The following is a 14,761-nucleotide window of genomic DNA, read 5'->3' on the forward strand; positions in this document are numbered from 1 at the left end:
AAGCGGTGCGGGGAGGCGCCAAGCGGTGCTGGTCCGAGTGCAGCAAATCTCCTTGCGCTGTTAGCCCGAGCGATTGGCCTGTTCCGTCTCCTGCCAGGGACCCGAAAAGGGGGTCAGGGGTGCCGAGGGTTTCGTGGCGTATCGCGAATCGATGAGCAGCGTTAGCCTGCGCTAAGGAGACAGCGATATGAAAGATTTATCTAAGGCCACCGTGAGACGAGCCCTTATGGGCTATACGTTGACTCACGAACGCTCTTACGAGCAATCGAACGGCGTCTATATCATTGTGGAGATCGATGAAAATCTTAACGTCACAGAAATCCTGGCCAAGCGGGGCAGGCCTGCACATACATATTCACGCCTGCATCCGGGACGGCTATGGGCACTCGCGTCCCGTCCCCGCGACGCCCCGGAAATAGACAAGAAGGACACCATAAAACATGTGTGTGAGGTCATAGAACAACAACTGGAAATACTTCGGGGATATAAAACCTAGGCTCGCCGGGTTCGGCCAATGCGCTCGCCGCAGTCCGAGCAGGGTTGGCCGCCGACTGAAACGACTCATGGAAGACCGCGGGCTTACGCTCGCCGTGGGTTCTCCCAGGTACCACGCGGAGCTGAGCCGCGTCGTCGAGTAACCCGCGCTGATGCGCGACGCAACGGATGCGACGCGCGTGTTCGGGAGAGGGTTGCGCACGAGCCGGAGGGGGCACTCGCGCCCTCCGGGCGCGGGTCTTGGCGAGGTCGATCGCGTTTCGCGTAGCGATAAACTATGATGAGCATAGTTGCCTATCGAAATAGAGGCCCCCATGCGCTGGATCGCCGTCACCGTTTTTGTCCTGATAGCCGTGGCCTGCGCCACCTCGCCCACCGGCCGCTCACAGTTGCGCCTGGTGTCCGACGCGCAGATAGCGCAGATGGGTGCCACCGCCTTCGCGGCGCTCCAACAGAAGACGCCGCAGGCCTCGAATGCGAAGATCTCGCGCTACGTGGGTTGCGTGGCCGATGCCATCACGCGCACGGTGGCACCTGGTCAGCAGTGGGAGGTCCTGGTATTCGAAAACAAAGAGGTCAACGCCTTCGCGCTGCCGGGCGGCAAGATCGGCGTCTACACGGGCCTTCTTAAGGTGACCGAAAACCGGGATCAACTCGCGGCCGTGATCGGCCATGAGGTGGCACACGTCATCGCCGGCCACTCCGCCGCACGTGTGTCGAACGATCTTGCGGCCAATCTCGGCGCCTCCGTGCTTGGGAGCACCACCGGTATCGACCCGCAATTGATCGGCGTCGGCGCCAATCTGTTGCTGCTCTTGCCGTACTCGCGCGGCGACGAGAGCGAGGCCGACGTTCTCGGCTTGCAGTACATGGCGCAGGCCGGCTTCGATCCGCGCGAAGCGCCGAAGCTCTGGGTCAACATGTCCAGGCAAGGCGGTGCCGCACCGCCGCAGATCCTGTCATCGCACCCTTCCAACGATACCCGTATCCGCGACCTAGAGAGCCGCGTGCCGCAGGCATTGCCACTGTACGAGCAGGCGCGGGCTCGCGGCCTGGAGCCGAAGTGCGGGTGAGAGGCGGGGAGATCAGGGTGCAGGGTCGAATGACGCATATTACGGATGATACTTAGGTAACACAATTTTATACGCAGGGCGTTGTTGGCGCGGTGTTGATGTCCATTGGGGCGTTCGAGGCACCTGGGCCGCACTTCAATCCGATGCCGCCAATGCGGTATTGGCGAAATCTAAGAGGTCTCCCAAGCGGCGTTCGATGGTCTCCACCATGATATCCAGATCGAGCTTTTGATATTGATGCACCAGGATTTTGCGGAAACCCACCATGGCTTGCAGGGCCGTCATCATCGTCTCATTGATCAGGCCGGCGCGCTGCAACAGAATAAAGCTCTCTTTGCTTTCTTGGGGCAGCCCCAGCTTTTTGGTCTTGATGAGGTGATTGGCGATGTCGATGGCTGCTTCGCACGCGCGCTGCAAGTTCATGGCAATGGCGTCTTGCTTGAGATAATCATCCTTGAACGGAAGCTCGCTTTTCATGGCGTAGTACTTTCGAACCTGCGCGACGCTATTGGATTATTACCGCCTACGTCGCCCGAAGACTGACCGGAGGAGAGTTAGTGTGGAAGAGAAACTGAGCTTTAAATACGATCGCGAGGCGGATATTCTTTATATCAACCGATGTACTCCCTATGCCGAACAGGAGTCAGAGGAGATCGGAGAAGATGTGATAGCCCGCCTCAATCCTGACACCCGTGCCGTTGAGAATCTTGAAATATTGTTCTTTTCGACGCGGCTCTTGCGAAATGATTTGTTTGAATTGCCTGTGACTGGCGATTTGCGTCTTACGGCTAGCGAGTGATGTTGTCGTTGATGCGATGATTGCGTTTATCTGGCCGAAAGTGCAACAGTGAACGAACTCCGAATTTCAGCAATGACGGCGACTCGATTATCCCATTCGCTGATGAGTGCGGGAGACGACCCCGTCGGTTGAAATAACCACGTGCCCATGAAGTTAGCGCGTGTGAGACCGGTTCAAAGTAGCGATGAGCACCACTTACAACTGATTCGTGTATATTACCGGGGTCCCCTAATGTCCTCGCAACCGATAGAAGCTTTCGCTGAAGCGGAACCTTCGCGGAATCGGCCAGCGAGTTCGGAAGGTAGTCTCCCTTTTCACGGCGGCTGGAGGTGTTCGAGCCGGCACTTTAAGCGTTCGTCCATCGATGCTCGTCAAGATGAAGACCCGCTCACGGATTTCGTTTGTCGAGAACACCTCGGCATGGAGGCGCTGTTCGCTGACACAGCGTTGTCCCTTGACTATAAGAGTCTGGACCGGTCATTTGCGATCATGAACTCTACAACGCTTTAGGTAGGGACGCCGCATCACGACAACGACACTATCGGGAGCTCTTCGCTGCAGCGCTTGACCCTGCGGAAGTGCATGCGATCCGCCGAGCGAGCCGTTTCTCGATACCGCTTGGCAACCAGCGTTTTCGTGCGCAACTGGAGGAAGCCATGGGATGGAGCATCGGGTATGCAGCCCGCGGTCGGCCTCGGGATAAACAACCCACAGCAAGCGACCCTAACTGACTATCGAGAATATCTCATGCACGTACACATCGGCCGGCGTCAGCGGGTCACGTTGCCCCCGGTGAGCACTCTCACAAAATCAGGTCGGACGTGTCCAGTTGATTTCGGAGGCAAGACATGTTTTCTCCCGCATCGTTGCAATAACACCATCTCTCTGCGGAACGCAACTGTCGCGCGCGAGTGCACGTTAGGAATGAAAGTCCAAAGTCTTTAGAATATTTTCATGCGAAACGCTGTTTTGTTGTCGCTTCTGCTGTCATCGGCTGCCGCTCAGAATGTCGAGCAGGTTGTTGTGCTGCCGGTCACCGGTGCGATCACTCCCGCCAGCGCGGACTTCGTAGGCCGTGGCCTCAAGCGCGCGGCTGACAACAATGCGGCTCTGGTGGTGCTAAAGATGGACACCCCTGGAGGTCTCGATACTTCCATGCGCTCGATCATCAAGAACATCCTTGCGTCATCCGTTCCGATCGCGACTTTTGTCGCGCCAAGCGGGGCGCGCGCTGCAAGCGCAGGCACCTACATTCTCTATGCGAGCCACATCGCGGCGATGGCGCCCGCAACCAATCTCGGCGCCGCGACTCCGGTGGCGATCGGCGGCGCGCCCGGAAAGGATCCCAAAGACAAAGTGGAGGAAGATAAAGACTCCAAAGCGCCCGGCGACGCGATGACGCGCAAGCAGATTCAGGACGCCTCGGCTTACATTCGCAGTCTTGCCCAGTTGCGCGGGCGCAACGCGGAATGGGCGGAACAAGCGGTGCGCGAGGCTGTGAGCTTGTCGGCGGAAGAAGCAGCCAAGATCAAGGTGGTTGATGTCGTCGCCACGGGTTTGCCCGATCTCCTGAAAAAGCTCGATGGCCGCAAGCTGAACGTGCTGGGACAGGATCGGACGCTCAAGCTCGAAGGCGCGCAAGTAGTCGAAGTCGAACCCGACTGGAAAAGCAAATTTCTCGCGGTGATCACCGATCCCTCCATCGCCTACATCCTGATGCTGATCGGAATCTATGGGATTCTTTTCGAGTTTTACAATCCCGGATTCGTCGCCCCCGGAGTGATCGGCGCGATCTGTCTCTTGCTCGCGCTCTACGCGTTTCAGTTGCTTCCAGTGTCCTACGCCGGATTGGGTCTGATTGTGCTGGGGCTTGCGTTCATGGTGGCGGAAGCGTTCTTGCCCAGCTTCGGCGTGCTCGGTATCGGCGGGGTGATTGCTTTTGTCGTCGGCTCGGTGATCTTGATTGACACCGATCTGCCCGGGTACGGCATTCCTCTCGGCTTGATCGGTGGGGTCGCGCTCATGAGCGCGCTGTTCATGTTGCTCGTTGTCGGCATGGCGCTCAAAGCACGCAAGCAACCGGTGGTTTCCGGACGCGAGGAAATCCTCGGCAGCCTCGGCGAAATCCTCGACGACTTTCAACCCTCGGCAAGCTCGGGACACGCGCACGAGGGCTGGGCGCGAGTGCACAGCGAAACCTGGCGCGTGCGATCATCGCTTCCCATGCGGCGCGGACAGAGAGTCAAAGTGGTCGGCATGAACGGACTCACCCTCGATGTCGAAGAAACCAAAGGAGACCCATCATGATTTGGGACATAGGCGTTCTCGGAATCGTACTCATCTTCATCATCATTTTGCTGTTCTCAGCGTTTCGCGTTCTGCGCGAATACGAGCGCGGAGTAGTGTTCATGCTCGGCCGCTTCTACAAGGTGAAAGGGCCGGGTCTCATTCTCATCATTCCCGTGGTGCAGCAGATGGTGAAAGTGGATTTGCGCACGGTGGTCATGGATGTTCCAAGCCAAGATGTGATTTCGCGCGACAACGTTTCAGTCAAGGTCAACGCGGTGCTTTACTTCCGCGTCGTGGACGCGCAACGTGCGGTGATCCAGGTCGAGGATTATCTTTCGGCCACGAGCCAGCTTGCGCAAACGACTTTGCGCGCGGTGCTGGGAAAGCATGAGCTCGACGAAATGCTCGCCGAGCGCGAAAAACTCAACGTGGACATTCAGCAGGTGCTCGACACGCAAACCGACGCCTGGGGAATCAAGGTCGCCAACGTCGAAATCAAGCACGTGGACCTGAACGAATCCATGGTGCGCGCGATCGCAAGGCAGGCGGAAGCCGAGCGCGAACGCCGCGCCAAGGTCATACACGCTGAAGGTGAACAGCAGGCGTCGGAAAAACTATTGCAAGCCGCTCAGATGCTCGCACGGCAGCCGGAAGCGATGCACCTACGCTACTTACAAACTCTGACCCAAATCGCCAGCGACAAATCGCACACGATCGTCTTTCCGCTGCCGATGGACTTGCTTGCTCCACTGCTGGAAGCGATAAAAGGATCGAAGAGGGAAGCGGAAGGCGGGAGAAGGGAGGCTGAAAACAGGACTCCGGTTTAATCGAAAGCTTCAGATTTTTCCCTCCTACCGCAACCTTCTACCGCCTACCCAATCGCGAAATGACTGCTCGACGCCTCTACCTTTCCATATTCCTCATCTGCACCGCACTGGTCGCTTTCGCGCTCTCCTTGCAGCACGCGCAAAACCTCGAGCCGTGCCCGTTGTGCATCCTGCAGCGCTACGTGTTCATCGTCCTGGGAGTCGTTGCGCTGCTGGCTTTTCTTCACAACCCCGCTAACACGGAAAAAAGAGTCTATGGGGCATTGTTCGTGCTGCTCTCGCTAGCGGGCGCCGGGACTGCCGGCTGGCACGTCTGGCTGCAGCATCAACCGCCGGGCATGGCGGCCGACTGCGGCCCGGGGCTAGATTACATGCTCGAAACTTTTCCGCTGACAAGCGCGCTGCCGATGATCTTCAAAGGCTCTGGAGATCGCGCGGAAGTCGCATGGAAAGTTCTCGGACTTTCAATACCCGAATGGGCGCTGATCTGGTTTGTGATTCTTGCGATCGCCGCGTCGTTCGCGCTCGCGTCGCGCAGGACAACTCAGTTTAGGTCCATGGAAGCTATGGATGGCCGCGATCACATCAGCCAAGCGTAAGCTCACGCGCGGATCGTCGATGACTTTGAGGCCGAGGAATATCGTGGAGAGGACCACCCGGTTTCGTACCGTATTGGCCTGATAGTGCCGATGCTGTCCGGTATGCTCGGTGGCTTTGCCGATGATCCAAGCCACTATCAGCGAAAACGAAAAAACGAAAAGAAACGAAAAGGGTCGGTGACAACTGGCAAGTATTCTCACTGCCGCGTGCAGTACATCAACCATCAGTTTCGACGCACCGGGACGTTGTGGGAAGGCAGGCATAAAGGCGACACTATACCGATAGATTTCACGTCTGTAGCGGGGCAGCTCTCACACCGCAGAGGTTCATAGCAACACAGCCCAGCCCTCGGGGCCTACGCGCATCAGCTGGGCGCTCAAACGGGTGTTCGATATTGAGAAATGCCCTCACTGCGGCGCCACGCTGAAGATCATGGCCGCCATCGAAAACCCCGCCGTGATCGCCAAGATCCTCGCTCATCTCGGCTTGTCCGCCCGGGCACCGCCCCGAGCACCGGCGCGGGCCTTCGTTCGATTCCAACTGGCCTGATCCCCCACCGATCCCCGATCCCATCCGGTTCAGCCCCCGAGCCGACCCCTTGGTCTGCACTCGCCCAAGACGCCAAACGGTCCCGAAACTTGGCGCCCCGAGCCGATGAAAGCCAGGCCCAGGGAAGGGCCTGCTTGGCGCGCCGAGGATGCAATGGCCCGAAAAGTCCCCGATTCCGGACCGAGATTGCGCGTGTTTGACACCTGACAGGTTCAGCCGTACCTTCCCTTTCGAGGAAAAGGGCGTTTAAAAATCCTATTCATTTGCCGACTCCCGAGGCGGCTTTACGTGGGCGGTACGGTCGGATACCGGTTGCCTCTGCCCAGCCGAGCTGCAATCTCTCTAATGGTAGCTTCGTGCATTGCTTGTTGATCACGAAAGGCCTCCGTGAACATGCGTCACGCATTGAGAAGTGCACCGTGTTCCGTCGGGACAGATTGTGAATATGTCACAAAATGTTTGTGCGAAAAGTTACTGAAAAAGCCAAGGTGCATTTCGTATTCTCAGCGGTGTTGAGGCTAACTTGGCGCTCAACTCGGACGCGCCAAAAAGCGGCGCGCCGGTTACTTTTAACGTTAGGCCGTATCTACAACACAATCCGGCAGGACTGTGAATTCTTAACAGAATGAATGGTAATAGTTTACAGCCCTATTAAGCTGGCTTTCGATATGACGAGTCCAGCAAACGAGACGAAGTTTACCGTGCACAGGTGTAAGATCATGACACACAAGAACCGAACCCTTGCGGCAATCGCTTCGGTGGTGGCCGCTGGCTTTGCCGGGCCGGCCGCGAGCCAGTCAGGCAACGCGAACTACGATCACGTGGCAAAGGTCCAGGCCAGTAGCGACAATTTTCTCCTGGTGAACGTGGCAGGCAACTTCTCCTCGGCTCACGGCTGCTCACAACCGTGGTGGGCAAGGTCTGCGCAGACATTGGGTCACTCCCAGACCAAGGCCATGTTGCAGATCTCACTCTCGTCGCTGCTCGCTCGCACACCGGTTCACGTATGGACCAACGGATGCACCTCATACGGCCATCCGATTCTCACTCAAATCCAGATTCAGGAGCGCGAGCCGCCGCCAGTCTCCGGTCCCACTCCCGCTCCAAGGGACGAGCCCTGCAGGCCCAGCCTAGGGCGGCCTTGTCCCTAGTAATAGTAAGCAACAACAGGAGATTGACGATGACTGGAACTAGCTTTGCTGCAAGGACTCATCTCCAGACTGCTCTCCGCGCGCTGGCTCTGCTGCTCGTGACTAATGCCGTTTCGGCCGGCGACGGGATCATCGAGCGCAGTTATTTCCTCGCCAACAGCTTCAATGTGCTGGCCTACAACATCTACATGCGGCCGACGACACTGTTTGCCAACGACCAGTCCGATCGGGGTGCAGTGCTACCTTCGAAGCTGCGCGGATTCGACGTTATCGTCTTCTCGGAGGCTTTCGACGACACGGTGCGAAACCAACTCCTGGCCGACCTGCGTGGGGAGTATCCACACCGGACGAGGATCCTCGGCGCGGACCGTGGGGTCGAGCAGGACGGCGGGGTCATCATCGTGAGCCGTTGGCCAATCACGGCCGAGGCACAGCGGCTCTACGGCGACGTCTGTGTCGGAGATGATTGCAAGGCCGACAAAGGCGTCCTTTACGCGCGTTCCGAGAAGCACGGCCAAACCTACCACGTCTTCGCGTCTCACACACAGGCTGGCGACGGCACGGAGCAACAGCAAACGCGGATGCGGCAGCTCGGCATCATCAAGTCGTTCATCGACGGCCGCGGGCTCTCCGACACGGAGCCGGTCTTCATTGCCGGTGACCTCAACGTGAACAAGTACGACGCCGGCGAGTACGCTGCTATGCTACGCATTCTGGACGCGTGGTATCCGCAGCCGTTCGGACATCCCTACACCGTGGACTCGACCAGCAACCGGCGGGCGGGTGGCCGCTCGTATCTCGACTACGTGCTTGTGTCGAATCGTCACCTGCAGCCGATGAACGCGATCATCGAGACCCTGATTCCCCGTTCTCCGACGCCCTTTGGAGGCGACTACGATCTGTCCGATCACTTTCCCGTGTTCGGGCATTTCATGTTCCCCTCTCCTGCGGCCACTATCGCCGCGACCGGGGATTGATCCCCTGCCCCGTGCATCAACGAATCAAAAGGGTCAGACACTGAAGTATCCCCACAAATATAACATATATTTCAGCCGGTTGCATAAATATATACAGTAAGGGAACCTTCATGATGTTCGATGATCTCTAGGATAGGTAATCACACCAACCCTAGGAGAACACCTCATGCAGGCCAAGCAAGTACTACATAAACTTCTCCACAAGACCTGTCCGGAAATGCACAAGAAGCGTCGCACGGCGCTTGCCGTAACGTGATGGCGGCCCTTCACGGGGAGGTGCTCACCGAAGGTATACGCGGAACGGTCGTTCGGAAGTAACGTGCTCGAAGTCTCTCCTAACCCGGACGGCTAAGGAACGGGAGGATGTACGACGTCTTCTTCAGCTACCCCCACAGGCATGCCTCCGAGGCAATGGCAATCGCCGAAGCTCTTCGGGCCCGGAGCCTGGAGGTCTGGGTCGATCAGAGTGAGATCGACGACTTCGCGAGCATCAGCCGCTCCATCATCGAGGGGCTGATGCGAGCCAAGGCGCTACTCGCGTACTATGCCGCCCACTACGGTGACTCCCGACCCTGTCAATGGGAGCTCACGGCCGCCCTCCTCGCCGCTTCCCGGGAAGGGGATCCCCGTCGGCGGGTGCTTGTCATCAACCCGGAGGTCACCGCGGACCACATCCACCCGGTTGAGCTGCGCGATGCGCTGTTCCAAGCCGTCCCGGCGCCTGACGATCGGGAGGCAATCGACCGCCTCGCGGCCAGCGTGCACGCCCACCTGGCTACGCTCACGGGGAGTCTCGGCGCGATCGAACCCCTCACGTCTGTCCCCTGGTATGGAAGCAGGCGGGTCGGATACAGCAGATTCGTCGGCAGGCTCCCTGAACTCTGGCGAATCCACTCCGCCCTGCAGGCGTCGGAAGTATCCATGATCTCGGGGACGACTGGCTCACTCGCACAAGTGCAAGGCATGGGCGGCGTCGGTAAGTCCCTGGTCGTCGAGGAATACGCTGTGCGCTTCGCGGCCGCGTACCCGGGTGGCGTCTTCTGGCTGCGCGCCTTCGGTAATGACGACGCCAAGGCCGGTTTGAGCGCCGAGGATCGGGACTCCGAGCAGAGTCAGCAGATCCGCGACTTCGCGATTGGGCTTGGCTTGCCCGTTCAGGGTCGAAGCCCTCAAGAGATTGCGGGTCACCTGGGCCGAGAGCTGGGCGAGCGTGGGAAGCCTTTTCTCTGGGTGGTGGATGATATCCCTTCCGGTCTGGATCGGGACCTCCTGCTACGTTGGCTCGCGCCCCATCCGCTGGGCAAGACCTTGCTCACCACGCGCAGTCGTCAGTACGAAGCCCTTGGCGTCCTGGTTTACCTGGGTGTGCTGGCTGCCGGTGAAGCGTATGATCTCCTTACCAAGGCACCCGAACGGCGACAACCCAGCGGGGAGACCGAAGAGGCGGCGGCGCGCGCCATCCTCGATCGGTTGGGCTGTCACGCGTTGGCCGTAGATGTCGCCGGAGCAGCGCTTAGGCTGCAATCCTTCGGCGATTTCCTGGCGGCGCTGGACGATCCGACGCGGGACGAGCTCGATCTCGCGCGGGACCTCACAGGCATGCTGCCCACTGGCCACGAGCCGGGCATCGCGGCAACTCTGCTCCAAAGCCTCGCGCATCTCGGGCCGGAAGGCTGGGACGTTCTGCGGCTGGCAGCGGTGCTAGCCGTCGCGCCGCTTCCCGCTGCCCTGGTGCAAGCGGTATTCTCGACGATCGACGATCTGAACGCGGACGCAGGGCGACGGCGGGCCCTGCAGGCGATGCACCAGGCTCAACAACTGTACTTGGCCGAGCAGTACGAGTTTGAACCTCCGGCCGTCTCCGTTCACACCCTCGTCGCCCGTACCGTCCGATTCCACGATCCGGAGCCGGAACGTCGAATCGCCTTTCGCGCGGCAGCGATCGCCGTCTTGACCCGAGAACTCGCCGCGGCCGTGAAGGACTTTAGCGGGAAATCCGCCCTCGCACTGCTCATCCATCACGCACGTGAGCTTGTGGGGACGGTCGACGATCTGGCTGGAGCGGATCTCATCGAATGGGTCGCGTCGTACGACTACGCACAAGGCGCCTACAGCGCGGCGGAAGTCCAGTGGCGTCGCCTGAGCAAGCTGCGAGCGCATCTGCTGGGCCCGATGCACGCCGAAACCTTGACAGCCACGAACAATCTGGCCGAGACCAGGCGAGCGCAGGGAGATCTGTCAGGCGCGCGCGCCCTTCACGAGCGCGTACTGGCGAGCTATCGGCAGTCGTTGGGCAACGATCATCCCCACACGCTCACCGCTATGAACAACCTGGCCGTAACCCAACGAGCCCAGGGGGATTTACCTGCTGCGCGAGATCTCCTGGAGCAGGTGTTGGAGGTGAGCCGGCGGGTGCTGGGGGTTGCGCACTCCGACAGCCTGACGGTGATGAACAACCTGGCCGACACGCTGCGCGAGCAGGGGGACGCGCCGGCGGCCCGGGCTCTTTTCGAGCAGATTCTGAACGTCAGCCCGCAAGTACTGGGCGAGACACATCCGACCGCCCTCCTTTCTACAGCTAACCTGGCATTGGTGTTTCATGCCCAGGGAGACATGCCTCGGGCTCGGGCGCTTCAGGAGCGCGTGCTGGCGAGCTATAGGAAACTGCTCGGCGACGAGCACCCCGACACCATGCGAGCGATGTGCAACCTCGCCTTTACTCTCGCCGCGCAAGGGGATCTGCTCGCCGCGAGGACATTCGAGGAGCAGGCACTGGAAGGTTACCGTAGACTCCTCGGTGACGCGCACCCCGACACCTTGGCCGCCATGAACAATCTGGCGGGGACGTTGCGAGCGCAAGGGGACGTGCCCGGAGCGCGGGCACTCCTCGAGCGAGTGTTGGACGTGAGTCGGCAGGTGCTGGGGGAACGGCACCCGAACACATCGTCGTCGGCCTGGAATGTCGTCGTTACGCTGTTGCAAGTGCAAGATGCCGCGGCGGCGCGCGTGGTCTTCGAACGAGATCTGCGCTGGCTGTTGGACCCAGTCTCGGAATCCCTGGGCGCCAGCCAACAGGCCATCCGAACCGAGATTCTGGCTCTGACGCAGCCGGCCGCAGGATGGAGAGCCATACTGAAGAGATGGCTACGCCGGTGGTCGCTGAACTAATTAGGCATCACGAAAGGTCTCTCCACACCATAGCAATGCCACTAATCATGGTCACAGCCCACGTACATGATGCCTCGCGTCAGCATCCATATCAATGGACCGGCTCTGTGCTCATCCTGAACCTCTCCTCAACCTCATCTGAACGCGATCTGATTGAAATGTTCTTTCCGCTACGAAGGACCCGATCTACAACCAGCACGTTAGCTCTGGCCAGTCTGGAGCCCGCCCCGCCGGAAGACCGGTTGGCTCTCACGGTCCGGACGGCCGGCAGTTCGACCCGGCGATGTCTCGCTGCTCTCGACGAGCGCGACCCTTAATCCGGCCGCCTCCAGGATCGCCGCCAGGGTTCCGCCGATCACACTCCGCCGATGACGGCGACCTCGAAATCCGCATCGCGATCCCCTAGCCTAGCGCTCACAGCGGTATGCCCCGTCCGAGCCGCGGCAAAGGCCCGCCGAAACCCATGGCCCGCCGCACCAGTGCGCGTTTGAGGGCCGGGATCATGTCGATGGCGCACATCGCCAAGTCGCGCGCGATGACGAGCGGAAACAGATCGTTACCGAAGAGCCGCGCCAACCCGTGACTGAAGGCGATGACGCGGCGCTGGTCCGCGCGTCTCATCTCGGCGTAACCGCGCAGCATAGGGTAAGCCCCCGGATCCTCGCCGGCGCGGCAGGCATCGATGACGCATTCCGCGAGCGTGGCCACATCGCGCAAGCCGAGATTCAGGCCCTGCGCCGCGTTCGGGTGGATCGCATGCGCGGTGTTGCCGATGACCGCGAAGCGGGGTCCGGCCTGATCGAGCGCACGGACCAACTTAAGGGGATAACCGCGCCGCCTGCCTACCTTGAGACAGGGTCCGATACGATGCCCCATGCGCACACTCAAGCGCGCCAAAAACCCGGTGTCCCCCATCGCCAGGAGCGCGCTCGCCTCCTCGCTGCCCGCCACGCACACCGCGACTGAACGCTGCCCGCCGAGCGGTAAGAGCGCGACGGGTCCGGACGGGCCAAAGCGCTCGTAGGCGGTATTGTCATGCGGCGCGGCCAAGGACACGTTCGCGACCACGGTTCCAACTGGCCTGATCCCCCACCGATCCCCGATCCCATCCGGTTCAGCCCCTGAGCCGACCCCTTGGTCTGTGCACTCGCCAAAGACGCCAAACAGTCCCGAAACTTGGCGCCCCGAGCCGATGAAAGCCAGGCCCAGGGAAGGGCCTGCTTGGCGCGCCGGGGATGCAACGGCCCGAAAAGTCCCCGATTCCGGACCGAAATTGCGCGTGTTTGACACCTGACAGGTTCAGTCGTATCTTCGCTCCCGAGGAAAAAGGGCCTTTAAAATTCTTATTCGCGTGCGGGCGTAGGAGATTCGGAATGACGACGGTGGAAGTCAAACTCGATCTGCCCGATGCGCTGGCGCAGGAAGTGGCACGCATGGGGCTGCTGGAGCCGAATGCGCTGCAGGCGATGCTGCGTGAGGCGGTGCGGGCGCGCCGTATCGAGCGGCTCACCGGGGCACGCAAGAAGATCGCAGCGGCGGGCGTGCCACCGCTGACGATGGAAGAGATCAACGCCGAGATCAAGGCCGATCGCGCAGAGCGGCGCGCGGCCGGCAACTGAGCGACGAACCGCAAGCACATCGTGCGGCTGGTGCTCGATACCAATGTGGTCGCCTCGGGACTGTTGTGGGTGGGCGCGCCACCGGCGAAACTGATCGAGGCGGCGCAGGCCGGTGAAGTGGAACTGTTCACCAGCAAGACGTTGCTGGCGGAACTGGCTCGCATCCTGGCGCGCAAGAAGTTCGCGCGCGCAGTCGCAACCTCAGCGTTGTCGATCGATGACCTGGTGCTGGGTTATGCGGAACTGACGACGATCGTGACTCCGGCGGAGATTTCACCCACATCTCCCGATCCGGATGACGATCATGTGCTGGCCTGTGCGCTGGCGGCCAGCGCCGACTTGATCGTCTCGGGCGATCCCGATTTGCTGAACCTCAAACAGTTTCTGAAGACACAAATCGTGACACCACGCGAAGCCAGTAAACGTGTGGCGAACTCATGACGCGCAGTGCGGAATGCGTCAATGCAAGACCTGACGCTCTCGCCTGACGCTGGGAAACAATGCCCATCCGCATATGTGACCGGCTGACGCGCCGAAGAATCACCGGAGCGGGCTTCGACAATGAGTCATTGCAAGACCTGTCCCCGTTTCCCCCGGAAACCGGGTCCACGGAGGCGGAAAAGTAGCCCGGGATGAACGAGATTTTACTCTGACCCCGAACTCCGCTCCCGTGATCGCCAAGATCCTCACGCATCTCGGCTTGTCCGCTCGGGCACCGCCCCGAGCACCCGCGCGGGCCTTCGATCGATTCCAAATGGCCTGATCCCAGACCGATACCCCCTCCCATCCAGTTCAGATCCCTGAGCCGACAACTCCCCTTGGCCCGCACTTGCGCGCGACGCCAAAACGCCCATAAACTCGGCGCCTCGGGCCGATGAAAGCCAGGCCCAGGGAAGGGCCTGCTTGGCGCGCCGAGGATGCAATGGCCCGGAAAGCCCCCGATTCTAGACAGAAGACTCGCGTGCTTGACAACTCACTAACGCAGCGGTACTTTTTTCGTTAGCGAAAAAGGGCGTTTATTCTTCCTAGCGCGGCCTGTGGCCGCAACCAAAGTGTTTCCCCTCACCATGATGGATTAGTATAGGGACCGATGTCGGCCGACCATCGGGAGGGAGCGGGAAATGAAAGAGTTCATCCGCAAGTATGACAATCGCATTCACGGTGTACTCTCTTGCTTCGACCGGATGCTGTTTCGCGGCTACCTTCCGATCATG

Annotated in this window: 14 protein-coding genes; 11 read left to right on the plus strand and 3 right to left on the minus strand. The window is 60.1% G+C overall.

The features are described from left to right. Positions 1 to 187 precede the first annotated feature (187 nt). Complete coding sequence (locus tag M3436_14030; GenBank protein ID MDQ3565201.1) at positions 188 to 496, plus strand: hypothetical protein; 309 nt, start codon at positions 188 to 190, stop codon at positions 494 to 496. Between the two features lie 313 nt (positions 497 to 809). Beyond that, the gene (locus M3436_14035) at positions 810 to 1,568 is read left to right on the plus strand and encodes a M48 family metallopeptidase (GenBank protein MDQ3565202.1); all 759 of its coding nucleotides are present in this window, start codon (positions 810 to 812) and stop codon (positions 1,566 to 1,568) included. A 135-nt stretch (positions 1,569 to 1,703) separates the two neighbouring features. On the opposite strand, the gene M3436_14040 is transcribed toward M3436_14035, so the two are convergent. Further along, positions 1,704 to 2,045 carry a DUF86 domain-containing protein gene (locus M3436_14040; GenBank protein ID MDQ3565203.1) on the minus strand — a complete coding sequence of 114 codons (342 nt, stop codon included), beginning with the start codon at positions 2,043 to 2,045 and terminating at the stop codon, positions 1,704 to 1,706. Positions 2,046 to 2,127: 82 nt separating this feature from the next. Here M3436_14040 and M3436_14045 point away from each other — a divergent pair, with 82 nt between their 5' ends. From M3436_14045 to M3436_14075, 7 genes are all read left to right on the plus strand, one after another. Further along, the gene (locus M3436_14045; protein ID MDQ3565204.1) at positions 2,128 to 2,367 is read left to right on the plus strand and encodes a DUF2283 domain-containing protein; all 240 of its coding nucleotides are present in this window, start codon (positions 2,128 to 2,130) and stop codon (positions 2,365 to 2,367) included. Between the two features lie 954 nt (positions 2,368 to 3,321). Continuing rightward, positions 3,322 to 4,674, plus strand: a complete 1,353-nt coding sequence (locus M3436_14050) for a nodulation protein NfeD (protein ID MDQ3565205.1) — start codon at positions 3,322 to 3,324, stop codon at positions 4,672 to 4,674. After that, a complete protein-coding gene (locus tag M3436_14055) occupies positions 4,671 to 5,483 on the plus strand; it encodes a slipin family protein (protein MDQ3565206.1) in 813 nt (270 codons plus the stop codon). Before M3436_14050 ends, M3436_14055 begins: the two co-directional genes overlap by 4 nt. A 59-nt stretch (positions 5,484 to 5,542) precedes the next feature. Next, positions 5,543 to 6,082: a disulfide bond formation protein B gene (locus M3436_14060; protein ID MDQ3565207.1), complete on the plus strand. Its 540-nt coding sequence runs from the start codon at positions 5,543 to 5,545 to the stop codon at positions 6,080 to 6,082. 385 nt (positions 6,083 to 6,467) lie between these two features. Beyond that, positions 6,468 to 6,632, plus strand: coding sequence for a hypothetical protein (locus M3436_14065; protein ID MDQ3565208.1), 165 nt, complete (start codon positions 6,468 to 6,470; stop codon positions 6,630 to 6,632). A 1,180-nt stretch (positions 6,633 to 7,812) separates the two neighbouring features. After that, on the plus strand, positions 7,813 to 8,760 hold the full coding sequence (locus M3436_14070) for a sphingomyelin phosphodiesterase (GenBank protein ID MDQ3565209.1): 948 nt from the start codon (positions 7,813 to 7,815) through the stop codon (positions 8,758 to 8,760). Between the two features lie 363 nt (positions 8,761 to 9,123). Beyond that, on the plus strand, positions 9,124 to 11,928 hold the full coding sequence (locus M3436_14075; GenBank protein MDQ3565210.1) for a toll/interleukin-1 receptor domain-containing protein: 2,805 nt from the start codon (positions 9,124 to 9,126) through the stop codon (positions 11,926 to 11,928). A gap of 200 nt (positions 11,929 to 12,128) precedes the next feature. Here the strand turns inward: M3436_14075 and M3436_14080 are convergent, their stop codons facing one another. Both M3436_14080 and M3436_14085 read right to left on the minus strand, forming a co-directional pair. Further along, the gene (locus M3436_14080) at positions 12,129 to 12,287 is read right to left on the minus strand and encodes a hypothetical protein (protein ID MDQ3565211.1); all 159 of its coding nucleotides are present in this window, start codon (positions 12,285 to 12,287) and stop codon (positions 12,129 to 12,131) included. 55 nt (positions 12,288 to 12,342) lie between these two features. Then, a complete protein-coding gene (locus M3436_14085) occupies positions 12,343 to 13,218 on the minus strand; it encodes an FAD-dependent monooxygenase (protein MDQ3565212.1) in 876 nt (291 codons plus the stop codon). Positions 13,219 to 13,301: 83 nt separating this feature from the next. Between M3436_14085 and M3436_14090 the strand changes: the two genes are divergently transcribed. Continuing rightward, positions 13,302 to 13,547 (plus strand): hypothetical protein, encoded by a 246-nt coding sequence (locus tag M3436_14090; GenBank protein ID MDQ3565213.1) that lies wholly within the window; start codon positions 13,302 to 13,304, stop codon positions 13,545 to 13,547. A 21-nt stretch (positions 13,548 to 13,568) separates the two neighbouring features. After that, complete coding sequence (locus tag M3436_14095) at positions 13,569 to 13,988, plus strand: putative toxin-antitoxin system toxin component, PIN family (GenBank protein MDQ3565214.1); 420 nt, start codon at positions 13,569 to 13,571, stop codon at positions 13,986 to 13,988. Positions 13,989 to 14,761 lie beyond the last annotated feature (773 nt).

The organism is Pseudomonadota bacterium (assembly GCA_030859565.1).
Classification (GTDB): domain Bacteria; phylum Pseudomonadota; class Gammaproteobacteria; order JACCXJ01; family JACCXJ01; genus USCg-Taylor.

Bases quoted from the DNA above. Each gene is read 5' to 3' on its own strand.
- M3436_14035 (MDQ3565202.1), top strand. From the start codon at position 810: ATGCGCTGGATCGCCGTCACCGTTTTTGTCCTGATAGCCGTGGCCTGC.
- M3436_14060 (MDQ3565207.1), top strand. From the start codon at position 5,543: ATGACTGCTCGACGCCTCTACCTTTCCATATTCCTCATCTGCACCGCA.
- M3436_14075 (MDQ3565210.1), top strand. From the start codon at position 9,124: ATGTACGACGTCTTCTTCAGCTACCCCCACAGGCATGCCTCCGAGGCA.
- M3436_14030 (MDQ3565201.1), top strand. From the start codon at position 188: ATGAAAGATTTATCTAAGGCCACCGTGAGACGAGCCCTTATGGGCTAT.
- M3436_14040 (MDQ3565203.1), bottom strand. From the start codon at position 2,045: ATGAAAAGCGAGCTTCCGTTCAAGGATGATTATCTCAAGCAAGACGCC.
- M3436_14050 (MDQ3565205.1), top strand. From the start codon at position 3,322: ATGCGAAACGCTGTTTTGTTGTCGCTTCTGCTGTCATCGGCTGCCGCT.
- M3436_14070 (MDQ3565209.1), top strand. From the start codon at position 7,813: ATGACTGGAACTAGCTTTGCTGCAAGGACTCATCTCCAGACTGCTCTC.
- M3436_14090 (MDQ3565213.1), top strand. From the start codon at position 13,302: ATGACGACGGTGGAAGTCAAACTCGATCTGCCCGATGCGCTGGCGCAG.
- M3436_14055 (MDQ3565206.1), top strand. From the start codon at position 4,671: ATGATTTGGGACATAGGCGTTCTCGGAATCGTACTCATCTTCATCATC.